Raw genomic sequence first — 25805 nt, forward strand, 5'->3', positions numbered from 1 at the left:
TATACCTTTCAGTTGTTTTCAATAAACATGAAAGCCATGACCTGACTTTGTGCTGGCTTTCATGTAAAATCAGCCACAATTTTTAAATAATACTTTGTGAGTCATTTCATGGGTTTTAATTGCGGTATTGTCGGCTTGCCGAACGTGGGTAAATCTACACTTTTCAATGCATTGACTAAAGCTGCGATTGCTGCAGAAAACTTCCCCTTCTGCACCATTGAACCAAACACCGGTATTGTTCCTGTGCCTGACCTACGTATGGACAAACTTGCGGAAATCGTTAAACCACAACGTGTTGTTCCAACTGCAATGGAATTTGTTGATATTGCGGGTTTAGTTGCGGGTGCATCTAAAGGTGAAGGTTTGGGTAACCAGTTCCTGGCCAACATCCGTGAAACCGATGCGATTGCCCATGTGGTTCGTTGTTTTGAAGATGAAAACGTGATTCACGTGAATGGTAAAATTGATCCACTTGATGACATCGCAACAATCAACACTGAACTTGCGCTGGCTGACCTTGAAGCTGTTGCCAAAGCCATCACCCGTCTAACAAAATCTGCAAAAAGTGGCGACAAAGAAGCGATTGCCGTTAAAGCAATTTTGGAAAAAATCCAGCCATTGCTTGATGAAGGTAAACCGGCTCGCGCAGCTGATCTAGATGATGATGAACGTAAACTGGTCCGTGGTTTTGGTTTAATGACTTTAAAACCAACCATGTACATTGCCAACGTGGCTGAAGATGGCTTTGAAAACAATCCACATTTAAATGCAGTTAAAAAATTAGCTGCGGAAGAAAATGCGATTGTGGTTCCACTGTGCAACCAGATTGAAGCAGAAATTTCTTTGCTTGAAGATGAAGACCGTGCTGAATTCCTAGAAGCAATGGGCATGGCAGAACCGGGTTTGAACGCGGTCATCCGTGCAGGTTATTCACTGCTTGGCTTGCAAACTTACTTTACCGCCGGTGTACAAGAGGTTCGCGCTTGGACGGTTAAAATTGGCGCAACTGCACCTCAAGCAGCAGGTGTAATTCACACTGACTTTGAAAAAGGTTTTATCCGCGCTGAATGTATTGCTTATGATGACTTCATTCAATACAACGGCGAAGCTGGCGCGAAAGAAGCAGGCAAATGGCGATTAGAAGGTAAAACTTACATCGTTCAAGATGGTGATGTTTTACACTTCCGTTTTAACGTCTAATCCGACCGCAAAAAAGCCAGCGCTACGCTGGCTTTTTTATTGTCTTAGATTGTTAAAATTAACTCAAAATAAAGCTTTAAGCACCCTATAATACGCAGCTTTAATCCGAAGATTGAAACAATCTCTCCTTTTTCCAGCTAAATATGAAGCTAGATTTAAAGTTCAGGGGATCTAGGAAGATGGTTTATAAAAACGTCCGAACTTTCCCAATTTGATTGATTCAACTTTGAGAGTCGATCTGTTACGTTATAATTTTGCATTAGATGTAGTTTTCAATATGAGTAGTTTTAAGGTCTATTTCTTAGGCTATTCTTGATAAGCGTAATTGTTTATTTTTTGACTTAATTTGATTCAGCATAAGCTTAGTTTTTGCTTAAAACTAACAATATGCCGACAATTTCATCTTAGAATATTGCTGTTCAGCAACCATGTTACAACTCACTCCCTGATCAAATTTGCCTAATTTATCTATAGGTACTAATGCCTTTATTTTAGAATAACGAAAATGAAAAAATTCAGCACAATCTGTACAGCAGCTATCTTCACTATGCTTAGTGCGACTGCATTTGCTTGTCCTAAAGGTACAACAATGATGGGAGGTACCGGTCCAAATCATAAAGGCGGTAAATGTGTAACAACGACCCATACGGCAAAACATAAAACAAATCATATGAAGAAAGCAGAGCCTCAAATGATGAAATCAGATCAGAATATGATGAAAATGGATAAAAAATCTGCAACTTCCGCCCCAACAACTACAGCACCTCAAGCCAATATGAATGAAAATATGCACGACAACAAAATCCCGGAAAAACAAGCACCCAAACCTTAAATATCAACCCCTCATAACGGTATATAAAAAAACCGGTTCAAATCAACCGGCTTTTTTATGCTTAAGTTATGCAGGTTAAGTGATATTCACAGTTTTGCCGTCCATTTCTGCACGTAATATACGCGCATGATCAAGCATACCCTGCTCTAATTCCTTACGAAAACCGAGCATGAACACGATTTCTGCCAAAACAAATAATGGTCCAATCGCTAAACCAATAATATCATCGGTAAAAGCAGGCTTTTTCTTCTCATAAAAATGTCCCACAAACTGAAATACCCAACCGACCAAGAAGATGCCAATACTTAAGCTTAACCAAACTGCGAGTTCTAAGTAGGCAATTTTCAAAGCCAAGGGATAGGCAGCAATCAGAATGATCAACATTATTAAAGCAAAAATTCGGTCGAGGCTAAAATAGTAAATACTGGTGACTGCTATCAGCACTAATGCCAAGGTGATTTCCATTCCTGCCAGCATCATCCCTGCTCTTGCGGTTAAACACAGAATCGCAAAAACAATTAAAGGAATACCCACAAAATGGGTCAAAATATTTTTGTGATCCAGATGATAGGCTGCATACTGGCTTAATAGCTGTTCTAATTTGGTCATATTATTCTTCCTTGCTACACTCATCCTTTGACTATATAAAAAAACCCAAGACCAAGTTGTCGGCCAAATGACAACTCACATTAAAAAAGGAATTAAAGTGCTCGAGCCGATTTATATTGCTCATTTAGAACAGAATGCTTGGTTTTCACAATTACCTTCAGTGTTCAAGGAATTTATTGCGGAGCATGCTGTACAACAATATTTTGCTAAGGAACAAGCCATCTTTCATTCAGGGGATTCATTCAATGGCATCTATGCCGTTTTAGAAGGCGCGGTTCGCTTAGGCTATATTGATATTCAAGGTAAAGAATCCGTAGCGGCGATAGTGGAACCGATTATGTGGTTTGGTGAAATATCACTGGTAGATGTGCAGCCTCGCTCGCATGATGCCATTGCGATTCAAAAAAGTATGATCCTGCATATTCCAAGTACAGCCATTCAAAAGCTACTCGATGAACATCCTGTTTTTTGGTATCACATTGCACAATTGACCAGTCAAAAGTTACGTTTTGCTTTTTTAGAGCTGATTGCAATTCAGACGCAAAGCCTCACCCAACGTTTAGCCCAGCGCTTAATGTTTATATTGAATGGCTATGGCAATCATTTGGTGATTGAAACAAACACCATTCATTTATCTCAAGAACAATTGGCACAAATGCTGACCTGTTCCCGACAAACCGTAAACCAGGAACTGCAAGCCTTAGAGAAGCAGAGTATTTTGCGGCTTTCTTTTCGGAAAATCGAAATTTTAGATCTGGCTGAATTGCATCGAATCGCACATGTATCTTCAAGCTTTTGAATAACAAACTATATAAAGAAGAGCTGAATCATACAGATGTCATACCGTTGCAGTATTTATCTTATGCAGGTCTCATCAGGCTTCTATCAGTTTTAGATTTATTATTTATATATTCACCGATTAAGAACGTAACTGGCACACATTTACATCATCAAAACCATTTGTACATGGCGCAACTTCCTGTTCACTATTTGATGAAAATTGAATCGCCTCAACTTGTTCAGACGCAGATACTATACTGCTAAAAGCACTTACTGCGAGCATTAAACTTATTGATAAAAACACTTTATTCAACATATTCTTCTTTCCTATTTATTTACCATATGGATGTTATTTAGATTTTTATCAAAGCAATAACAACGTGAACATGTTTTATTATACACTTATTATCGCATTATGATAATTCTATATATTTATCAAGTTATCGCTCTAAGCTCTTATTGATTTTTTTAACTATAACTAAAATACACTTTAAAAATTTGGGTAAAAAAAGCGAGGCATTCGCCTCGCTTTATCTTTCTTAAACGCCTTTCTTTTTCGGATCAGTATTTCCCAGCGCAGGATTATCAATTGCATCCTTACACTGTGCTTTATCTCGTTCGTAATCTGTCTGCTTTTGGGCCACCGAACTCGATTGATCCATCGTTTCACGCGCCCATATTTCCAGACTGGTCAATGCTTTACGACATAATGCATATTTCCCTTCGGTGACTGAATCGGTCATTTTGACATTAATGCGCCAATCCGTACTTAACTTGCGGGCAGGTTTACGTACCTGTTCTTCAAGCACATCCAGCTGTTTTGCATACACCAGACCATCAACTTGATTAATGAATTTCCAGGCTTCATTGGCATAGCTGGTCGCATCATTGTTAAGCTTGGGTGCAGCCTTAATTTCAACTTTGTGTTTCGGTTCTTCAGATGAGTTACCACAACCCTGTAATGCAAAAATACTGCACAGCACAGAAATCATCACTATTGCACGTGATTTGGACGCAAACATATCAGCTGCCTATACAAACATTTCGGCACTATGCTAGTGAATTCGGATAGAATACTCAATCAACATTTTACCCTCTTTGTCTAACTCTCCTTAGGTGTGTCGTGTCTGAGCACAAAATCCTTCCAGTACAACCTGCCGGCTTTTGGCAAGGCGCTAAAGATAGTCAAGCCATTATTTTTACCTATCTTCCTGTGTCTTTTGCTTTCGGTGTTTCTGCGACACAATTTGGCTTTACGCCTTGGGAAGCGCTGTTTTTATCTTGCTCCATGTATGCCGGTGCCAGTCAATTCTTAGTGGTGGCTTTACTGGGTAGTGGGACATCTATCTGGATGACAGCGCTCACCGTAATTGCTTTAGACATTCGCCACCTGCTCTATGGTCCTGCACTGCAAAACCTGATTCAAGATAAATTGAACCTAAAAAAGACAGCCTTTTGGGCGTGGGGCTTAACCGATGAAGTGTTTGCTTCAGGGATGATCAAGCTGTCGCAACGTCGACAGGAATGGTCTGAGTCTTGGATGTTAGGGGTAAGCCTGTTCAGCTGGTTATCATGGGCTTTAGGTTCGTTCTTAGGGGGATTGTTTGCAGACCAGGTCAGTCACTTACCGCAATTTTTGCAAGCCGCGCTGGATTTCCTGCTTCCTGCACTGTTCTTAAGTTTCCTGCTTGCCGCCTTTGAAAAGAAACACACTTTTATTGTCGCGGTCTGCTTAATTGTTTCCGCTATCGCCTGCTATTTCATTAATTTATCGGCAGCGATTTTTATTGGAATTTTATCCGGTATTTTAGCCGGTTTATTCAAGCACTATGTTTTAAAACAACACGATGATGAATTTGGAGAAGCGCATGAATCTTGAGATTATTCTGGTGGGCATTATTGTTGGCATTGCCAATTTTGCATCGCGTTTTGGGCCTTTTTATGTAATTCAAAAACATCAGCAGAACTCACAAAAGCGTGGCTCGGTCTGGATCAAAATTGCTTTAGGCAGTATCGGGATTGCTGCGATTAGTTCCATGCTGGTGGTCGCCACCCTCCCCGCACTGATGGAAACCCCAAATAAAAGCTTCGCCATGCTGGTGGGTTTTTTAACCTTAGCCGGACTGTATTTTAAGTTTAAGCAAATTGTTCCTGCGACTTTAACCGCAGCCGTGACCTATGGCTTGATTTATACCTACCTGCCTTTTTCCTTCTAAGCCTTAGATATCTAAACGCCCTATCAAGCTCCTTATTTTTTAAGGAAGAATTTAGGGGGGTTTTTAAACAACTTTATAAATAAAATTGTTAGACAATATCATTATTTTATGTCAATCCAGGCTTAACACACCACACAGTTCTGCTATGCTAAAAGCCCATAAAATCAAGCATGGATGATTTACATGAGCGTGACTATTGGTACTCCCCTTCAAGCTTCTGCCTTTAAAGTATTGCTATTAGGTTCAGGAGAGTTGGGTAAAGAAGTGGTGATTTCGCTACAACGTCTTGGTGTGGAAGTCCATGCAGCAGACCGTTATGACCACGCACCGGCCATGCAAGTTGCACATTATGCTTATACTTTAAATATGGCAGATGCTGAACAACTCAAACAACTTATCGAACAGGTTCAACCTAATTTAATTATTCCTGAAATTGAAGCCATTGCGACTGAAGTTTTAGTCGATATCGAACAACAAAATATTGCCACTGTTATTCCTTCAGCCAAAGCAGTTAACCTGACCATGAACCGCGAAGGTATCCGCCGTTTGGCTGCTGAAGAGCTTGGCTTGCCGACTTCGGCTTATCGTTTTGCCGACTCCTTAGAATCTTTCCGCGCGGCTTGTGACGATATTGGCTATCCGAACTTTGTCAAACCGGTGATGTCTTCTTCAGGTAAAGGACAATCGCGAGTCAAAAATTTTGATGAAGTCGATGCTGCTTGGGAATATGCCCAAACTGGCGGTCGTGTAAATCAAGGTAAAGTGATTGTGGAATCACAAATTGATTTCGACTTTGAAATTACCTTACTAACAGTTCGGGCTAAAAATGCAGAAACGGGTGAAATCGAAACCCAATACTGCGACCCGATCGGACACCGTCAAGATGCTGGTGATTATGTCGAAAGCTGGCAGCCTCAAGCCATGACGCCTGCCGCATTGCAAGAATCAAAACGGATTGCGCATAAAGTCACAACAGCCTTGGGCGGTTGCGGTATTTTCGGAGTCGAACTGTTTGTCAAAGGCGATAAAGTATGGTTTAGTGAAGTATCACCACGCCCGCATGACACGGGGCTTGTGACACTTGCATCGCAATTCCAGAGCGAATTTGAACTGCATGCGCGTGCCATTTTAGGCCTGCCTGTGAATACAACACGCCATAGCGTTGCAGCAAGTGCAGTTATTTATGCAGGCGTTGATGATAGCAATCTGTCTTTTTCTGGCTTAAATCTTGCTTTGTCTAATCCGCACACCGATTTACGCCTTTTTGGTAAACCCGAAGGTTTCAAACGTCGTCGCATGGGTGTGGCAACGGCACGTGCCGAAACAACCGATCAAGCACGTGAACTTGCATTGCATACAGCGACTCAAGTCATTGTTGAGCAAAACTAAACGTATCACCTTATTTACGGATTCCTGTTCATGATCAATACCTCTCCGCTATTAAATTACGTTAAAAGTAACCACGACATTCAAGCGCTTAATCAATGGCGCACCGATGTGGAAAAGCAGCTACAGGAAGGTTTTGAAAATGGGCAGTCAATTCGTGAAGTAATTCTGACCCGATCAAACCTGATTGATGAAGCCTTAGAATTTCTCTGGAAACATGCCGAACTGGATCAGACCGATCTGGGTTTATTTGCCGTTGGCGGTTATGGTCGCCGGGAAATGTTGCCCTATTCCGATGTCGACATCATGATTTTATCGGAAGATGAAATCAGCCCCGATCAGGAAAAATTGATTTCAACCTTTATCTCCTCCCTTTGGGATGTCGGGAATTTCAAACCCGGTATCAGCGTACGCACCATTTCCCACTGTGTTGAACAAGCCACCAATGATTTAACCGTAGCCACTGCGCTAATTGAGTCACGCTTGATTATTGGCAATCAGCATTTGGCCAAATGGCCGCGTCGCATCGTGTCACAAACCTGGACAGATAAAACCTTTTTTGATGCCAAAATGGATGAGCAGGCAAGACGCCATGCTCAACACAACAATACTGAAAGTAATTTAGAACCAGATATTAAAAATGCCCCGGGGGGTATTCGCGATATTAACCAAATTGGCTGGATTGCAAAACGCCATTTCCGCGTTAATCGCATTTATGACTTAGTACATTTGGGTTTTATTTCCGATTTTGAACTCGGTGTATTAGAAGAATCAGAAAGTTTTTTGTGGGAAATCCGCCATCATTTACACCGCTTAACCAAGCGTGATGAAAACCGTCTGTTGTTCGATTACCAACGCGATATTGCAGCCCTGTTCGGCTACACCCGTGAAGAACATCAACCACCCAACTATCCAATCGAACAATTCATGAAGCGTTATTATCGTAGCGCGCAGCAAGTTTCCACACTCAATGAAATGCTGCTGGCTTATTTTAATGAATCGGTAATTACGCCACGTTTGCCCAACTATGAACGCAAAATTGAAGAAATTAATGAAAACTTCAAACTGGTAGATGGCAAACTTGCGGTACAGCATCACAAAATTTTCTCGGAACGCCCCAGCGCAATTCTGGAAATTTTCTATTTATTGGCCAATCGCCCTGAAATTGAAGGCATTCGCGCACGTACCTTGCGTCTGCTTATCCTTGCTGCAAAACGCATTGATCAAAACTATCGGGATAATCCTCAACATCAAGCCTTATTTATGGCCATTATCCGTTCACCGCATCGTCTTTATGACACTTTGGTTGCGATGAAGCGATACAGTGTTTTAGGCAATTATATTCCTGCATTTGGTCAGATTATGGGCCTGATGCAATATGACCTGTTCCACATTTATACTGTAGATGCACACACACTTTTATTGCTGCGTAATTTAAACCGCTTTAAAGAACCGGCATTTGCCAAAGATTTCCCTGTGGTGAGTTCAGTGTTCCAGCGTCTGGCACGTCGCGATATTGTCTATTTAGCCGCTTTATTCCATGATATTGCCAAAGGTCGTGGCGGTGATCACAGTGAACTGGGAGCCGAAGATGCCATCAAGTTCTGTCGCAAACATGGCTTTACCGAGCGTGAATGTAATCTGGTTGCATGGCTGATTCAAAGTCATTTACTGATGTCCATGACGGCGCAGAAGAAAGATATTTCCGATCCAGACGTGGTTCAAGCTTTCGCTGAAAAACTTGGTGATATGGAGCATCTGGATTATCTGTATACATTGACCGTGGCAGATATTAACGCGACCAATCCTAAACTTTGGAATACATGGCGTTCATCGCTAATGCGTCAGCTTTATACCCACGCCCGTGATGTGATTCGAAGCGGTCTTGGGCGTCCTGTCGATTATCAAATGCTGATTGAAGACACCAAGTTTGCAGCAAGTGAACTGCTGGTCAATGATTTTTCTCTCTATGATGTAGAAACGGTTTGGCAGGAACTGGGCGATGAATATTTCATTAAAGAATCGGCTGATGAAATTGCCTGGCATACCCGTGCCATCTTGCAACATGGCAACAACACTGAACCTTTGGTGTTAATGCGTGCCCATCGTCAATTTGCCCAAGATGCGGTGCAGATCTTTATTTACACGCAAGATCAGCCCAATTTATTTGCCACTACCGTTGCTGTATTTGACCGGATGAATCTGGACGTGCAAGATGCGCGAATTATTACCGCCTCTACTGCATTTAGTCTGGATACCTATGTAGTGCTTGACCGTTTCGGTACTTTGCTGACTGACCCGGAACGCGAAGAAACAGTGATTGAAGCTTTAGTCAAAGCGCTCAGTCAATCAGACAAATATCCGGATTTAATGCAACGTCGTATTCCACGTCAATTACGCCATTTTGATATTGAAAATACTGTCGATATCACCTTAAATGCTGCGTTACAGCAAAATATGGTGGAAATTGCCACACTTGACCATCCGGGTTTACTGGCCAAAGTAGGCGGTTTATTTATGATGCAAGGTTTGGATATTCACTCTGCTAGAATTGCAACGCTGGGTGAACGCGCAGAAGATATTTTCTTTGTCACTAAAAAAGATGGCATTCCGATGTCCGATTCAGAAGCTAAAATTTTTGCTGCCCAACTAAAATCAGCACTGGATGAAGCTTCGAATCAAGTCTCTGGCCAACATTAACTTAAATTAAGCGGTATCGATTTCATGAACTCAAGTTTGTCATTATTGCACCCCTATCCTTTTGAAAAATTAAATAAACTTTTTCAGGATATAAAAACTGCAGATTTACCACTCATCCCATTATCGATTGGTGAACCGAAGCATCCTGCACCAGAGTTTGTAAAACAGGCAATTATCGACAACTTTAAGCATTTATCGACTTACCCCAACAGTAAAGGCCTGCCAGAGCTACGCCAAAGTATTGCTAACTGGCTGACTCGTCGTTTTAAGCTCAACAGTATTAGTGCGGAAAGCAATGTTCTTCCTGTTTCAGGAACACGTGAAGCGATCTTCTCTTTTGTTCAAGCTTTGGTGAACCGTGAAGATGCACCTTATGTAGTAATGCCCAATCCTTTTTATCAAATTTATGAAGGTGCGACTTTACTCGCCGGGGCAAACCCGTATTTCATTAACTGCACCGAAGAAAATAATTACCTCGGCGATTTTGATGCGGTGCCAGCGGAAGTCTGGGAAAAAACAGCATTGCTCTTTGTCTGCACACCGGGCAATCCAACAGGTGCTGTATTGTCCAAAGAACAATTCAAGAAATTGATTGAACTTTCAGACCAATATGACTTTGTGATTGCATCGGATGAATGTTATTCAGAACTCTGGTTTGACGCAGCTCCGGTAGGTTTGCTTGAAGTTTGCGCTGAAATTGGACGTGACGACTACAAGAACTGTGTGGTATTCCATTCACTTTCTAAACGTTCAAACTTACCGGGCATGCGTTCAGGTTTTGTAGCGGGTGATGCAAACCTGCTTAAACTGTATTTGCAATACCGTACCTATCACGGCGCAGCAATGCCGGTTCAGCATCAACTGGCCTCAATTGCTGCTTGGGATGATGAAGCGCATGTGGAAGAAAACCGTAAGCTGTATCGTGCCAAGTTTGAACTGTTTCAGAAAGAGTTAGGCCACTTATTGCCGCTTAAAAAACCGGATGCAGGTTTTTATTACTGGTTAAAAGTCGACAATGATGAAGCTTTTGCCAAAATGCTGATGGAAAAAGCACATATTAAAGTGCTTCCTGGACGCTACTTGTCTCGTGATACCGAACAAGGCAATCCGGGTGAAAATCACGTACGTTTAGCTTTGGTTGCAGATATTGCCCAATGTGAACAAGCTATTCAACGACTAAAAGATATTCTCTAATTTAAGCAATAACCAAATTGAAAATAATCCACTGTTTCTACAGTGGATTATTTATTTATAGCTTATGAATCAAGCTATAAATAATATTTGGATCAACCATGGCAATAGATTCAAGTTTTGCCTGCATTACAGCATCAACAACTTTAGCATCTCATAATTTTAAGCCTGTACTTTTCATTATCTCAACTTTGGCAATCATCCCGCTACTTGCAATCACGGTCATTTTCACTTTTACCGGAGATTGAACAGCCTTTAACTCAGTTGCGGTAAAATTAAACTTGGGCGCAATTAACCAGTTGACCCTGATAACTATTATTTAGCTATTCAGCAGTTTTGGATCAATTTTATAATCCAATGCTGGCGGCACATACTTTTTTGATCATTTGCAAATACTGTGCTTGATGCACAAACCAATACCCATGCAGTTAAACTTGGAAAAAATTGCTTTTTTGACATTTAAATACAAAATATAAATGAATTAAGGGCGATCCATGGATCGCCCTTAATATTTTTTCAGATCAGAAAAAATTACTTGGTGAGTGCCGCTTCTACTTCATTTTCCAGATCTTCAGGTTTGGTGGTCGGCGCGAAACGATTTAACACTTTGCCATCTTTACCTATCAAGAACTTGGTGAAATTCCATTTGATCCCATTACCGAGAATTCCTTTGCTGTTATTGGTCAAATAACGGAATAAAATATGAGCTTCCGGACCCTTAACATCAACCTTGGAAAACATAGGAAAGGTAACGCCATAATTTTTTTGGCAGTAAGCCCCGATTTGATCATTAGAGCCAGGATCTTGTCCGCCAAACTGGTTACAGGGAAATCCCAAAACCTCCAAACCTTGATCTTTGTATTTCTCATACAACTTTTCAAGACCTGCAAACTGGGGGGTAAAACCGCATTTACTGGCAGTATTTACAATCAATAAAACCTTGCCTTCATAATCAGCAAATGATTGATTTTTTCCATCTAACAACTCAGCTTCAAACTGATAAATGCTGGTCATGGATAGGTTTCCTCGTCATTTTTTTCTTGTGTTTTTAATTCTAATGAAGCTGAATTTACGCAATAGCGTAACCCGGTTGGCTGTGGACCATCTTCAAAAACATGCCCTAAATGTGCGTCACAATGATGACAAACAATTTCGGTTCTCACCATACCATGCGTCGTATCCTGATTTTCATCAATTGCACCATTGGCAATCGGTTTATAAAAACTTGGCCAGCCACATCCACTGTCATATTTAGTGTCTGAAGAGAACAATTCGGCACCGCAGCAGCGACAAATATAGGTTCCGGCTTGCTTGGTATTCCAGTATTTTCCTGTAAATGCTGGTTCGGTCCCCTTTTGTCGCGTAACGCGAAATTCATCTGGTGATAACTCTCTTTGCCATTCTCGGTCTGTTTTATTGAGTTTTCCCATCACTAACTCCTTTAAATCTTTGACATTCAGTGTCATGCTTCAGTACTTCATATTTACGCTAGAGCCAAAAAAATATCTAGCTAAATTTCAATATAGATTGTGATATTTCAGTAATCTATTTTTTCAAACCCTTATATAGTTGGATGGAAATATGTCCGTTTTAGGTAACACTACGCCTCGCGAAATTAAGAAATCGTCTAAGCTCGAGCATGTTTGCTACGACATTCGCGGACCTGTGTTACGAGCGGCCAATGAAATGGAAGAAGCCGGTCATAAAATTATTAAACTTAATATCGGTAATCCCGCCCCATTTGGCTTTGAAGCGCCACAAGAAATTATTAATGATGTCGCTTTAAACTTACCTAATGCCGTAGGGTATACAGACTCGAAAGGGATTTTCCCTGCACGTAAAGCAATTTGTCAGTATTATCAGCAAAAAGGCATTATGGATATGCACGTGAATGATGTGTATATCGGCAATGGTGTGTCTGAACTGATCGTGATGGCAATGCAAGGCTTGCTGGACGATGGCGATGAAATGCTGGTTCCAATGCCGGATTATCCACTATGGACAGCTGCGGTTAACCTGTCAGGCGGTACTGCAATTCATTATAAATGTGATGAAGAAAACTACTGGTATCCTGACATTGCGGATATGGAAAGCAAAATTACGCCAAATACCCGTGGTATTGTAATTATCAATCCGAATAATCCAACAGGTGCAGTTTACCCACGTCATGTACTGGAACAAATTGTTGCCCTTGCAAAAAAACATGACCTGATTTTATTTGCAGATGAAATTTACGACAAAGTTATTTATGACGGCATTGAGCATGTTGCTGTGGCTGCACTTGCTGGTGATCAACTGTGTGTCTCGTTTAATGGTTTGTCTAAAGCCTATCGTATTGCAGGTTTCCGTTCTGGCTGGATGGCCATTACCGGTGATAAATCCCGTGCGATGGACTATATTGAAGGTTTAGACATGTTGGCCTCAATGCGCCTATGTGCTAACCATCAGGCACAATATGCCATTCAAACAGCACTTGGCGGTTATCAGTCGATTAATGACCTGACTCGTCCGGGTGGACGTTTATACGAGCAACGCAATATCGCCTGGGAAATGCTGAACGAAATTCCGGGGGTATCTTGTGTCAAACCTGAAGGTGCGATGTACTGTTTCCCTAAATTGGATCCAGAAGTTTACCCAATTCAGGATGACGAAAAATTCATGCTCGACTTTTTACGTGCGGAAAAAGTGTTAATGGTTCAAGGAACAGGTTTCAACTGGCCGACTCCAGATCATTTCCGTGTGGTGTTCTTGCCGGCCGAAAATGAGCTTCGTGAAGCGATTACCCGTTTAAGCCGCTTCCTGGCAAAAATGCGTTAATTTCAAATATTAAAAAAACCGCGTTAAATAACGCGGTTTTTTTATGCCTGTTTTTAATCTTTCAGCGGATTGCCATATTGTTTTAAATATTCAATGCCTAGTTGCCGCGAACCCTGATTATTAATGTGGTTGGTGTCTTTATTTCGGTATAAAGGCACATTGTTGATCATAATTTTACACGTCTGCTGATTACACATTACCTTCGCAGGATCAATAATTTTCAAGTCAGGATATTTCAGTTTTGCTTCTGCAACTATTCGATTAAATTTCACTAAGCTTGTTTCATAATTCTTTTTAGAAACCGTACATTGAGCCTGAGTATTTAAAATTTCATTGCGAAGATTACAATCGGCCGGTACCCCGTCTTGATCTAAGCGTGGCACATCATTGAGCAATATGACCTGATCACTGGACTGATAGGCCATTTTTAACGCTTTCATAAAGCCAGCTTTGAATATCTGCTCATTGGAATGATGAGTTCCATCTTCAAGTTTCACCTCATGACCAAAATACGGGACATATGAACCCGCTAAAATAATGGTGGGGTAATGTGTTTTTGCAAGATGAGCGCTAATGGCATCATTTCTTAATTTAAATTCGCTCAGCTCTTCCCAACGATTAAAATTAGAATCAAAACGCTGCACGCCAGGTAAATAGAAAGTTGAACTTTGAGTAACGTCATAACCGCGTAAATTGGCATCTTTAGCCCATACATCTAGCATCGCGGTATAAGCATTGGCATGAGAATCACCGATCAATAAAAAATCGATATTGGCTTTCGCTTTGCCCAGAACACAATCATCCTGCTGAGGTAATGCTTTTGGATCTTCAATATCCATACATTTATTTCGGATCACATGTGCAAATGAATTGAGGGCTTGTTGCTTGATATAAATAGATTCAGGAAAGCGGTCTGGAAAACCTTTATTGATATTGACGGTCTTTGCAATAGCCATAAAACTGAGGGCTGGCACCAGAAAGCCGATGATGATCACTTTGTAATTGGCCATCATCACAAAACGTTTGCTGGGTTTTTCAATAAGTTGATAGGTCAAAAATGCCAACAGGATAGACAATAGTACAATCACCACCTGATTTTCTGTATTTAATGGCCGCATATAAATGCCAAACAATACGATAATAGGCCAGTGCCATAAATACAAAGGATAAGAAATCCTTCCAATCCAGGTACTCAGAGGATTATTGAGTAACACGTTACTTGAAGGTGAACATTGCCCCAGATAGATAATGAAGGCTGTCGCTAAACATGGGATAAGTGCCATTGCTCCCGGAAATGGCGTCTTTTCATTAAAATACGCTGCTGCCGCAAACAATACGATTAAACTGGCCCAAACCAGACCTTGTGCTATTTTTTTTGGCAACTTGAGTTGTGGTAAAAAGCCAATCAATGCACCAATGAGCAACTCAAAGGCACGTACCGGCATACTGAAATAGGCCTTTTCTGCATTTTGAGTCAATTTATGTTGGGCATAAAACAGTAAGGCCACGATTAACGTCGTGACTATAGCCCCAGTATATTTACGCGATACCTTTCCAACAAAGATCAATAACAACAAAGGCCAGAAAATATAGAACTGCTCTTCCACCCCAAGCGACCATAAATGCAATAAAGGAATACTTTCAGCACTCTGGCTAAAGTAATCTCCTACTTCATTGCGCATATAGATATTCGCCATCAGCAAAGTTGCGTACATGACACTATTAAAATATTGAGTCAGATCACCCGGCAGCATCACCTGCCAGGCAATGATGCTCACCACACTGAGCACCGTAAAATAAGCAGGTGCTAAACGTACCACACGCTTCTTGTAAAACCGTGCGATAGAAAACCGTTTGGACTGAATCTCATGAGTTAAAATGAGGGTAATCAAATAACCTGAAATCACAAAAAAGACATCGACACCAATATATCCTCCAGAAAAGAAAGATAATCCGATATGGTTAAAAATCACCAATAAAACGGCGATAGCTCTTAAGCCATCTATATCAGCGCGATAGGAGAAATTCATAATTCCAAAAAGTATAATAAAGTAGCGGCATTGTATGCCTTTATTGAAAAAATTCAATTTTCAAAATAAAGGGCCATATGTCATCCAATTCTATAAGAGCTGTCTTAAATATTACTTAATAGTTCAAACATCGATACTTTGGTAGCGTTTGTAAGGGCTGATCCTATTCATTGTTTGGTACTCATGTTATTTATTGGGGTGAATTAATACCAAATAGCTGCGAGCACACGGATGTCCTCAAACAATATCAGGCTTAGTCTTTTTTTATGCCTCAGCATGTGTTTAGGAATTGGTATTTTACGTTTTTCCTATACCGCACTTTTACCCAGCACACGTGAAGCATTTGACTGGTCAAGCGGTTTTGCCAGTCTTTTAGGAAGTGCCAATTTACTCGGCTATCTGATGGGCGCTTTCGTAGCCATGCGACTGCCTCAAAATAAAAGCATGACCCTTTACATTCAGATTGCCGCAATTGCGGGAATGTTCAGTTTAATGTGCTGTGCTTTTACAAACTTCCCTCAAGCTTGGTATATCTTCTGGCGTGTGATTTCGGGAATCAGCGGTGGCTTATTAATGATCTTATCCCCGAGTGTGGTTGCACAATGCTGCGACATTCAGGATCGTTTTAAAATCAATTTTATTGGCTTTAGCGGAATTGGTCTTGGGGTTTTAGTGGCCACGCTTTTCTTGCCTTATCTGGATCAAATTTCGATACAGACGGCCTGGCTTATTTTATGTGGATTTGCGCTGATTATTTGCATTTGTTTAAGTCTGCTGCTGCAACAATTTAAGCATCATTTGTCTGAACCAACAGTTCAGAATGAATCCAAGACACCATTCAATGTACTCTTTTATAGCTTGATGATTGTGTATGCTTGCAGTGCATTTGCTTATATTCCACATTCATTGTTCTGGATTGACTATCTCGGTCATGAACTGGGCCTGAATCTGTTCTGGATCAACTTTAACTGGACTCTGTATGGCGTAGGCAGCGCTTTGGGGGCTTTTGCTGCTTATTCACTGGCAAGAAAATTTGGAAATTTTAGGAGTCTGAAAATTCTGTATAGTCTATATATTCTGGCGATTTTTATTGCCACATTAAACTCCAGTCCGCTGCTGACTTTTGCTTCCTCCTTCTTTACAGGAATGCTCAATCCGGCCGTGGTGTTTTTGACCTCTTATACGATTTTACAGCTTTATGGTCTGGCATATAAAAGGCTCTGGAGTATTGCCACGCTGTGTTTTGCCTCTGTGCAGCTGATTGGTGGATTAAGTTTTAGTACTCTGCAACATTTCAGTGTAACTTATCATCAACAGTTTATTTTGGCTACTGTGGTTCTATTATTGGGAACTTTACAACTGGCTTGGTATACCCGCTCGGATCAATGTCACAAAATTAAAGAAACCTGATTTATTTTTATATTTTTAAGAATCTGGAACCAGATAAGGATATGGATTGACCGCACCTTGCCCATTAAGATAAATACCATAATGTAAATGTGGTGGGGTATTTTTAGCATTACCGTTATTTCCTACGTAACCAATCACTTGGCCAACTTCTACCCAGTCGCCTTCTTGAATCTGAGCAGCATAATCATCCAAATGTGCATAATAATGTCGGCTTAAATCCGGCCCGGTAACCCAGACCACTTTACCGCCCAAATGATTGGTTCCCACTCGAGTGACTATTCCTTGTGTTGCACTAAGTACAGACGTTCCTCGCTTGGCAAAAATATCGATGCCTTCATGCTTGCGTCCTTCGCTACGTGCTGCCCCCCAAGTATCATTAATCTGACCAGCTTTAATATTTTCAACCGGCATTGCAAGTTGTTCAGGCAAGTGCATTTGCTGTAATTGCATATATAAAATTGGATAACGCATACCTACAGCTTCACCAGAAGGTGGTGGCTGACAGCCCGAAAGCAGTATCAATGCAAGCATTAAACTCAAACAGGAAGTTTTTTTAAACATTTTTCGATGTGGATACATTCATCTCAAGAATTAAAGTAATTTAGTCAATTTCATCTTAAGTTTTTAATTCTATTGAATGAAATATGAGTTCTGTAAATATAAAAAAAACCCGCAACACGTGCAGGTTTTTCTAATACAAAGTTGAAGTCTTCAACTTATTCCATATTGTTAATCACTGCTTGACCAAATTCAGAGCAACGTAACAAAGTTGCGTCAGGCATTAAACGCTCAAAGTCATAAGTGACCGTTTTAGCAGCAATCGCACCAGAAATACCTTTGATGATCAAGTCTGCTGCTGCAGTCCAGCCCATGTCACGCAGCATCATTTCCGCAGAAAGAATGATTGAACCCGGGTTTACTTTGTCCTGACCCGCATATTTAGGTGCAGTACCGTGAGTCGCTTCATACATCTGGATTGCACCACCAATGTTTGCACCAGGAGCGATACCAATACCACCCACTTCCGCTGCAAGTGCATCAGAAATATAGTCACCGTTTAGGTTTAACGTGGCGATGACTGAATAATCTGATGGACGCATCAAGATTTGTTGCAGGAACGCATCTGCAATAACATCTTTAATGATGATGTCTTTGCCATTTTTAGGATTCTTGATTTTGACCCATGGACCACCATCCAGAAGCTCGCCGGAAAACCGTTCAAGCGCGACTTCGTAACCCCATTCTTTAAATGCACCTTCGGTATACTTCATGATGTTGCCCTTGTGAACCAGAGTCACGCTAGGCTTGTCATTGTCGATTGCAAATTGAATGGCCTTACGAACCAGACGTTGAGTGCCTGCTTTAGAGACTGGCTTAATGCCGATCCCACAGTTTTCTTCGAAACGGATTTTAGTCACACCCATTTCTTCTTTCAAAAATTTAATGACTTTTTTGGCTTCTGGGGAAGCCGCTTTCCATTCAATCCCCGCATAGATATCTTCAGAGTTTTCACGGAAGATTACCATATCAGTCAGTTCGGGATGATGAACTGGAGAAGGAACACCTTCGAACCAGCGAACCGGGCGTACACATACATAAAGATCTAATTCTTGACGTAAAGCCACATTGAGAGAACGAATACCACCGCCAACAGGCATGGTTAAAGGACCTTTAATCGAAACCACGAACTCGCGAAGCACTTCAAACGTTTCTTCCGGCATGTAAGTACCATAGATTTTATCTGCTTTTTCGCCGCAGTAAACTTCCATCCATTCAATCGAACGTTTGCCACAGTAAGCTTTCTGAACCGCAGCATCGACCACAGCTTTCATTGCGGGTGTAATATCTACCCCAATACCGTCACCTTCAATAAAAGGGATAATCGGATGATTGGGTACATTTAGTGACAAATCGGCATTAACGGTAATTTTAGTACCATCCACAGGCACGACAATCTTCTGATAACCCATTATACTTGTGCTCCCTATTGTTATTCTATCTGGCGAAACCAAAAAATAGTTGCCAATATGCAATACTTTCAACTTGTCTTAACGCATAATATTCTAATTGAATTTAAATGTTATTGAGATTTATCGAAGAAATACTGCCATTTCTTCATAAAATAGAATCAACATTTCCAGTATTTATCATTATCAAAGTAGTTATTTTCTATGAAAATCGTCATTCTTAATAAACCTTATGACGTTCTCTCCCAGTTCCGTGCCGATGAGAAACATCAAACCATGGCTGATTTTACTCAGGATCCTGACTTGCGTATTGCCGGTCGTCTTGATTTAGATTCAGAAGGCTTGATGTTCTTAACCGATCATGGTGGTTTGAACCAGTTTATTACCAATCCTGCCAGCAAAAAATTTAAAACTTATGTGGTACAAGTCGATGGTGACATTACTGAAGAAGCTTTAGAGCAGCTTCGTAAAGGCGTTGAGCTTAAAGATGGCATCACCCTGCCGGCTCAAGCAAAAAAAATTGATGAGCCAGATTGGTTATGGGAACGTACACCACCGGTACGTTTCCGTGCCAGTGTCCCTACCTCATGGGTAGAAATTCAAATTTGCGAAGGCCGTAACCGTCAGGTTCGCCGTATGACTTCAGCTGTAGGCTTTCCAACTTTACGTTTGATTCGTACTCAAATTGGTACTATTAGCATTGTAAAACTTGGCCTACAGCCAGGTGAGCAAATCGAAATTGAACCTTTGCTTTACCCAGACTTTAAAGATGTTCCTGCAGAAAAGCCATATGAAGGCCGTTCTTTTGCGAAAAAGACCACGACCAAGAAACAGCATTTCTCGGTGGCTAAAGATAAAGCACGTGAAGAAAAAGGCGAAGCACCATTCAAAGGCAAGAAAAGAGCCAGTGGCGGTACCACGCGTATTTGGCAAATGGATGATGCGGATAAGCCACGTCGTAAAACCAATGGTACGACACGCCCGAATACTAAAGCACCGCGTAGTCGTGGACGTAGTAACGGTCGTTAAGATTTAGTTTAAACAATTTCCTTGTTTGAGGAATGTTTGTGCCGTAGAAATTGCGGATGAAAAAAAGCCGGTGCATATGCACCGGCTTTTTTTTGCATCACCAGTGGAGTCACTGGCTTTGCACTAATTATGCTTAAACAGCTGCAAGCACTGTATTAAAGGTTTGACTTGGACGCATAACTGCAGTCACTTTGGCTTGATCAATAGCGTAATAACCACCGATGTCTGCCGGTTTGCCTTGAACGGAAGCAAGTTCAGCAATGATCTTGTCTTCATTTTCAGCCAATGCTTTTGCAAGCGGAGCGAACTTCGCTTTAAGCTCAGCATTTTCGTCTTGCGCAGCAAGTTCTTCAGCCCAGTATTTTGCTAGGTAGAAGTGGCTGCCGCGGTTATCAATCTCGCCAGTGCGACGTGAAGGTGACTTGTCATTGTCGAGCAATTTACCAGTCGCTTGGTCTAAAGTTTTAGCCAATAACTTCGCAGAAGCATTGTCTTCTTTGATGCCCATTTCTTCTAAAGAAACAGCAAGCGCCATGAACTCACCCAGTGAATCCCAACGCAAGTGGTTTTCTTCAACCAATTGTTGTACGTGTTTAGGAGCAGAACCACCTGCACCCGTTTCGTACATGCCACCACCTGCCATTAACGGCACGATAGAAAGCATTTTAGCTGAAGTACCCAGCTCCATGATCGGGAACAAGTCAGTCAGGTAGTCACGTAGGATATTACCAGTCACAGAGATTGTATCTAGACCACGTGCTACACGTTCAAGCGTATAACGCATTGCACGTACTTGTGACATGATGTGAATATCAAGACCCGTCGTGTCATGATCTTTCAAGTATTCTTCAACTTTCTTGATCAATTCATTTTCGTGTGGACGGTACGGGTCAAGCCAGAAGATCGCAGGCATGCCAGAGTTACGCGCGCGAGTTACCGCAAGTTTTACCCAGTCACGGATCGGAGCGTCTTTCACCTGACACATACGCCAAATATCGCCTTCCTCAACGTTTTGCGACATCAACACTTCACCCGTTTCAAGATCAGTGATGTTGGCAATACCCGCTTCAGGAATTTCGAAAGTTTTGTCGTGTGAACCGTATTCTTCAGCTTTTTGCGCCATCAAACCAACGTTAGGTACAGTACCCATCGTTTTTGGATCGAAGTTGCCATTCCACTTACAGAAATTGATCATTTCTTGGTAGATACGTGCAAAAGTCGATTCAGGCATTACAGCTTTACAGTCGTAAGGCTTGCCGTCAGCGCCCCACATTTTACCGCCACCACGGATCATTGCAGGCATAGAAGCATCTACAATCACATCGTTAGGTGAATGGAAGTTGGTGATGCCTTTTGCTGAATCAACCATTGCAAGCGCTGGACGGTGTTCTTGACACGCATGTAAATCAGCAATGATTTCTTCACGTACAGAGGTTGGTAACGTTTCAAGCTTCTCGTAAAGACCTGCCATACCGTTATTGATATTAACGCCTAGCTCGTCAAACAACTTGCCATGTTTCTCAAACGCGTCTTTATAATAAATTTTCACACAGTGACCGAAAACGATCGGGTGTGAAACTTTCATCATGGTTGCTTTAACGTGTAAAGAGAACAAAATGCCCGCTTCACGACAGTCTTCAAGTTCTTTCTCGTAGAAATCGCAAAGTGCTTTTTTGCTCATAAACATTGAGTCGATGATTTCGCCATCTTTCAATGCAACTTTTGGTTTAAGAACAATAGTTTCGCCACTGTTGGTGATCAATTCCATTTTCACGTTACGAGCACGGTCAAGTGTCATTGACTTTTCGCCGTGGTAGAAGTCACCTTCATTCATGTGCGAAACGTGAGTTTGTGACCACTGTTTCCACTCGCTCATTGAATGCGGGTGTTTCTTAACGTAGTTTTTAACAGCAGCAGGCGCACGACGGTCAGAGTTACCTTCACGTAATACTGGGTTTACAGCAGAGCCTAAGCATTTGCCATAACGAACCTTGATTGACTTTTCTTCTTCAGTCGTTGGATTTTCCGGATAATCAGGGATCGCGTAGCCTTTAGATTGAAGCTCTTTGATACATGCTGTTAGCTGGCCAACAGAAGCACTGATATTCGGTAATTTAATAATGTTAGTGTCTGGATCTTGAGTAAGACGACCGAGTTCCGCGAGGGTGTCGGGAACTTTCTGCTCTTCATTTAGGCAGTCTGCAAATTCTGCGAGCACACGAACGGCTACAGAGATGTCACTTTTGACAATCTCGACACCGGCCGGCTTAGTAAAGGTCTCAATGATCGGCAGTAGCGAATAAGTCGCCAACAATGGCGCCTCGTCAGTCAGCGTGTAAATGATTTTTGACTTTCCACCAGCCATATATAGCCCCTTGCGTTGAATTGAGTTTTGAGGTCCGAGCTTTTGGCCCAGCCCTACGAACCGATTTGCTTAAAATAACAATAACATCGAAAGTATGGGTGCTCATTGCACCTCAGCTAAACAACAATATCTTTTTCATCTTGCTGTCTGGCTGAAAATTCGTATATATCGGTGTGATTCACCAATGCTTATATTCTACTTGATATTTCGTTCTTTTTCGAATATGGGGCGCTGCATTGCGTCTATTCAACTACATTCATAGACCCCATACCATAAGCAACGATCTAGACCAAAAATACAATAATATATATATTTATCAATAATTTATTAATTTTAAATCCTTATAAATTGATTAAAATACAAACTGATCCATTTACTGTTTTACAACCCAATTAATTGAAACATGTTGGGTATCATGCAAATAAATTATGGATAACGGAATACCATGCAAATTCTCCGCTGATAAGACGAAAAAGTTATCATTCTAAGGTATAAGTTTCTTACTTCAGTTGTACTAAACTTTAAATGCTTTCGAGCGGTAATTTTCAACGGGACATTTTGGGAGAATTCAAAATTAAGTGCTGTTGTGGAAGCTCAGCAAAGTGATAAGTGGTTAAGTAAATGAAAGTGTCACCAGTGAATAAGATAGAATTTCTGAAGTGCGCTACTTTCAAGCTCCCTATAGTTAGTCATCTTATTATGGGAATTAAGAATAGAAAATAAAGCTTATGAAAGTGAGCTTTCAATTTGCTATATCAGAATTATATTGATTCTGGTATGAAAGAATATTAACTGGAATGATATTTTTATTTGTCTTTATCGACTCGATATTAAAATCATAAAATGCCGAAAATTCAGAATCATAAATATCTTTAAATTTAATTATTAAACATAAAAAGTTGTTTTTATTATTAACTAATTTTTCTAATTCAACCTTATTTAGTTCAAGTACAACTGTCACTGTTTCATTTTCCTCTAATCTAGAAAATTCTTCTCTCAGTAATACCTCACTCGTAAATATGTTAACAAATTTAGCCCTTCCTCTTCCTTCATTTTTTATTAAAAACTTAAGTATATATTTCTCATCATTCTCTAACTGCTTTTCTAAAGTCGCATATTTATTCGCATTTAAAAATAATCGAGCATGACTTAACTTTAGAAAAGGACGACTTTCTTGCTTCATCATTATTAATTGATCACTCTGTATCTGGGCTAATTTTGATTGTTGCTCAACACTATTTTTCATCTCATCAATTTGAAGTTGCAATGCTATTTCTTGTTGCCCCAAAGCTTTGGTATTTTGATCTAACTGCTTACCTTGTTGAACATAGCCTAAAATCAACCAAAAGAAAGCCACAGGTGCGAATATACCTGCCAGAAAATCACCTAAAGAATTTAAATAATTTTTCTCAAACTCAAAGTTACCCCAAATGCAAAAAATAATGATTCCTAAAAACCAAACTATAGTTACACCCACCCCAACGAATAAACTTTTCTGATTCATCTTCTTCTAATAAAAAACCGATACATAAGCATCGGTTTTAAATGACTTTAATAAAACTAGCAAATTAAGCTTTAAGCCATTTCTTTGCTTTTTCCTGATCTTCAACTTTCAATTCAACTGTGGTCAAATCAATTACCCCACCTTGAACTTCAAACTGAATAAATTCATCACGGCGGAATGCATATACAGTGAAAGTGCCTTGTTGTTTTGAATATTTCTCAACAAGTTTTTCAGACGCTTTTAAGCCGTCAATCGCAACAATCACATCATGGGCAGAAAGACCGGCTTTTGTCGCTGCACTGTCACGACGAACCTGTTGAATCACTACACCTTCAGGTTTATCTGTAACTTTGAGTCCGAATGGCAAAGCTTTTTCATTTTTCAATTCAAAACTTAAACCAAATTCAGGCAATAACTGATCCAGTGGCAATTCGTCTGTTGTGTTAATCAAATGATTAATTTGCTCAAGCCAACTTTGACCCGTCAACTCCTGACACAAATCAAAGATAGTACGTTCATTCACCTGAATGCCCTGTTGCGCATTTTCATACAGTTTACGCATGAGTGCATCAAGGCTTGAACCTTTAAGACGCAATCCTAAATCTAGGCACAACGCAACCAAACAACCTTTGTTGTAATAGCTGGTACCTGCATTATTCGAGTTTTCATCCTGACGATAGAATTTCACCCATGCATCAAAACTTGATTCCGCCACAGTTTGAATCGCATGACCCGGATTTTGCAGGTAACGATCAATCTGAGCTTTTAATAAGGCAATATATGATTGTTGATTGATGACACCGCTACGCAGCAAAATCAGATCATCATAATAAGAAGTAAAGCCTTCAAAGATCCAAAGCAGTGAGGTATAGCCTTCTCTATTTAAATCATAATTGACGAAGTTTTCAGGACGAATAAATTTCACCAGCCAAGAGTGAAAATATTCGTGACTGCATAAACCCAGAAAACGTTGATAATCTTTTGAAGGTTCAACCGGTTCATCCGCTTTTGGCAGGTCATCACGTGGTGTAATCAGGCTGGTGCTATTCGGGTGTTCTAAACCGCCATAGCTATTGCCTGTTGCCATCGTCATGAAGGTATAGTTTTCAAAGGGCGCGGAACCAAACATTGAAATTTCTGTGCTACAGATTTTTTCAATGTCTTGCTGCATACGTTCGGCATTCATGGTGTGTTTGCCTGAAACCACGAACTCATGCGCAATGCCATTGGCTTCAAAACTAAAACGGGTTTGATCTGCCAGTTCAAATGGCGAGTCAATCAGCTGCGCATAGTTTTTAGCTTTTAAGGTATGGCGACCTTTAACTAGGCTCTTATTTTCTAAACCTGTGGCCAATTGGAAGTGTTTCAGCTCTGGTGTAAGAAACACTTCAACTTCAATGGCTTTATCTTCCTGACCTTCTAGCCCTAAACATGCACAGGCCGGATTGACGTATAAACGTGTTTGATCTACATAGGCACCACGAACAGACAAGTCATAGGCATAAACGTCATATTCAACTGTAATCAGTTCATGATCGGTATTAAATAAACGCCATTTATTCTTTTCAAATTTCTGAATCTGTAGAATTCGGCCATCTTCATCGTAGGCTTTGACTGACTCAAGATGCTTGGAAAACTCGCGAATCAGATAGCTTCCCGGAATCCAGGTTGGCAGTGATAATACTTGAGTAGGATCTGCTAAAAAGCGAAGAGTCACGTGAATTAAATGCTGACGATAATCGTCAAATTCGATTTGATAATGCAACATA

22 protein-coding genes are annotated in these 25805 nt (G+C 40.8%); 11 read left to right on the forward strand and 11 right to left on the reverse strand.

Translation table 11 applies throughout. The annotated features are described in order from the left end of the window. Window positions 1–108: 108 nt before the first annotated feature. Together ychF and AY606_RS09855 are read left to right on the forward strand one after the other, a co-directional pair. Window positions 109–1200: a redox-regulated ATPase YchF gene (gene ychF / locus AY606_RS09850; RefSeq protein ID WP_067867696.1), complete on the forward strand. Its 1092-nt coding sequence runs from the start codon at window positions 109–111 to the stop codon at window positions 1198–1200. Window positions 1201–1705: 505 nt separating this feature from the next. After that, window positions 1706–2032, forward strand: coding sequence for a hypothetical protein (locus tag AY606_RS09855; RefSeq protein WP_067867699.1), 327 nt, complete (start codon window positions 1706–1708; stop codon window positions 2030–2032). Between the two features lie 75 nt (window positions 2033–2107). On the opposite strand, the gene AY606_RS09860 is transcribed toward AY606_RS09855, so the two are convergent. After that, complete coding sequence (locus tag AY606_RS09860) at window positions 2108–2641, reverse strand: Mpo1 family 2-hydroxy fatty acid dioxygenase (RefSeq protein WP_067867702.1); 534 nt, start codon at window positions 2639–2641, stop codon at window positions 2108–2110. 67 nt (window positions 2642–2708) lie between these two features. Here AY606_RS09860 and AY606_RS09865 point away from each other — a divergent pair, with 67 nt between their 5' ends. Then, complete coding sequence (locus AY606_RS09865; RefSeq protein WP_155858169.1) at window positions 2709–3440, forward strand: Crp/Fnr family transcriptional regulator; 732 nt, start codon at window positions 2709–2711, stop codon at window positions 3438–3440. A gap of 120 nt (window positions 3441–3560) precedes the next feature. On the opposite strand, the gene AY606_RS16310 is transcribed toward AY606_RS09865, so the two are convergent. Continuing rightward, window positions 3561–3704 (reverse strand): hypothetical protein, encoded by a 144-nt coding sequence (locus AY606_RS16310; protein ID WP_171255386.1) that lies wholly within the window; start codon window positions 3702–3704, stop codon window positions 3561–3563. A gap of 256 nt (window positions 3705–3960) precedes the next feature. After that, window positions 3961–4443, reverse strand: a complete 483-nt coding sequence (locus tag AY606_RS09870; protein WP_067867708.1) for a hypothetical protein — start codon at window positions 4441–4443, stop codon at window positions 3961–3963. A 101-nt stretch (window positions 4444–4544) separates the two neighbouring features. On the opposite strand from AY606_RS09870, the gene AY606_RS09875 reads away from it, so the two are divergent. From AY606_RS09875 to dapC, 5 genes are all read left to right on the forward strand, one after another. Next, complete coding sequence (locus AY606_RS09875; RefSeq protein WP_067867711.1) at window positions 4545–5300, forward strand: AzlC family ABC transporter permease; 756 nt, start codon at window positions 4545–4547, stop codon at window positions 5298–5300. Beyond that, a complete protein-coding gene (ygaH, locus tag AY606_RS09880) occupies window positions 5290–5637 on the forward strand; it encodes an L-valine transporter subunit YgaH (RefSeq protein ID WP_067867713.1) in 348 nt (115 codons plus the stop codon). Before AY606_RS09875 ends, ygaH begins: the two co-directional genes overlap by 11 nt. 174 nt (window positions 5638–5811) lie before the next feature. Further along, entirely contained in the window at window positions 5812–7026 is a 1215-nt protein-coding gene (purT, locus tag AY606_RS09885; RefSeq protein ID WP_171255389.1) for a formate-dependent phosphoribosylglycinamide formyltransferase, read from the forward strand. Between the two features lie 30 nt (window positions 7027–7056). After that, window positions 7057–9723, forward strand: a complete 2667-nt coding sequence (glnD, locus tag AY606_RS09890) for a [protein-PII] uridylyltransferase (protein WP_067867718.1) — start codon at window positions 7057–7059, stop codon at window positions 9721–9723. Window positions 9724–9747: 24 nt separating this feature from the next. Beyond that, entirely contained in the window at window positions 9748–10917 is a 1170-nt protein-coding gene (dapC, locus tag AY606_RS09895; RefSeq protein ID WP_067867721.1) for a succinyldiaminopimelate transaminase, read from the forward strand. 528 nt (window positions 10918–11445) lie between these two features. Here the strand turns inward: dapC and AY606_RS09900 are convergent. Together AY606_RS09900 and msrB are read right to left on the reverse strand one after the other, a co-directional pair. Further along, a complete protein-coding gene (locus AY606_RS09900) occupies window positions 11446–11928 on the reverse strand; it encodes a glutathione peroxidase (protein WP_067867724.1) in 483 nt (160 codons plus the stop codon). After that, window positions 11925–12344 (reverse strand): peptide-methionine (R)-S-oxide reductase MsrB, encoded by a 420-nt coding sequence (msrB, locus tag AY606_RS09905; protein WP_067867727.1) that lies wholly within the window; start codon window positions 12342–12344, stop codon window positions 11925–11927. Before msrB ends, AY606_RS09900 begins: the two co-directional genes overlap by 4 nt. 151 nt (window positions 12345–12495) lie before the next feature. Here msrB and AY606_RS09910 point away from each other — a divergent pair, with 151 nt between their 5' ends. Next, window positions 12496–13731 (forward strand): pyridoxal phosphate-dependent aminotransferase, encoded by a 1236-nt coding sequence (locus tag AY606_RS09910; protein WP_067867730.1) that lies wholly within the window; start codon window positions 12496–12498, stop codon window positions 13729–13731. 53 nt (window positions 13732–13784) lie between these two features. Here AY606_RS09910 and AY606_RS09915 read toward each other — a convergent pair whose 3' ends face one another. Further along, window positions 13785–15761 carry an acyltransferase family protein gene (locus AY606_RS09915; RefSeq protein ID WP_067867733.1) on the reverse strand — a complete coding sequence of 659 codons (1977 nt, stop codon included), beginning with the start codon at window positions 15759–15761 and terminating at the stop codon, window positions 13785–13787. Window positions 15762–15992: 231 nt separating this feature from the next. Here AY606_RS09915 and AY606_RS09920 point away from each other — a divergent pair, with 231 nt between their 5' ends. Continuing rightward, window positions 15993–17171 (forward strand): YbfB/YjiJ family MFS transporter, encoded by a 1179-nt coding sequence (locus AY606_RS09920; RefSeq protein WP_067867736.1) that lies wholly within the window; start codon window positions 15993–15995, stop codon window positions 17169–17171. Window positions 17172–17186: 15 nt separating this feature from the next. Here AY606_RS09920 and AY606_RS09925 read toward each other — a convergent pair whose 3' ends face one another. Together AY606_RS09925 and icd are read right to left on the reverse strand one after the other, a co-directional pair. Continuing rightward, entirely contained in the window at window positions 17187–17732 is a 546-nt protein-coding gene (locus AY606_RS09925) for a M23 family metallopeptidase (protein WP_067868392.1), read from the reverse strand. A gap of 155 nt (window positions 17733–17887) precedes the next feature. Beyond that, a complete protein-coding gene (gene icd / locus AY606_RS09930; RefSeq protein WP_067867739.1) occupies window positions 17888–19141 on the reverse strand; it encodes an NADP-dependent isocitrate dehydrogenase in 1254 nt (417 codons plus the stop codon). A gap of 201 nt (window positions 19142–19342) precedes the next feature. Here icd and AY606_RS09935 point away from each other — a divergent pair, with 201 nt between their 5' ends. Beyond that, window positions 19343–20167 carry an rRNA large subunit pseudouridine synthase E gene (locus tag AY606_RS09935; protein WP_067867742.1) on the forward strand — a complete coding sequence of 275 codons (825 nt, stop codon included), beginning with the start codon at window positions 19343–19345 and terminating at the stop codon, window positions 20165–20167. 133 nt (window positions 20168–20300) lie between these two features. Here the strand turns inward: AY606_RS09935 and AY606_RS09940 are convergent, their stop codons facing one another. The 3 genes from AY606_RS09940 to AY606_RS09950 form a co-directional block, all read right to left on the reverse strand. After that, window positions 20301–22532: an NADP-dependent isocitrate dehydrogenase gene (locus tag AY606_RS09940; protein WP_067867745.1), complete on the reverse strand. Its 2232-nt coding sequence runs from the start codon at window positions 22530–22532 to the stop codon at window positions 20301–20303. A 742-nt stretch (window positions 22533–23274) separates the two neighbouring features. Beyond that, complete coding sequence (locus AY606_RS16385; RefSeq protein WP_067867748.1) at window positions 23275–24036, reverse strand: hypothetical protein; 762 nt, start codon at window positions 24034–24036, stop codon at window positions 23275–23277. A 64-nt stretch (window positions 24037–24100) separates the two neighbouring features. Then, window positions 24101–25804, reverse strand: a complete 1704-nt coding sequence (locus tag AY606_RS09950; protein ID WP_067867751.1) for a M61 family metallopeptidase — start codon at window positions 25802–25804, stop codon at window positions 24101–24103. Between the last annotated feature and the right edge of the window lies 1 nt (window position 25805).

Origin of the sequence: Acinetobacter sp. SFB, assembly GCF_001647545.1 — a bacterium.
GTDB lineage: Bacteria > Pseudomonadota > Gammaproteobacteria > Pseudomonadales > Moraxellaceae > Acinetobacter.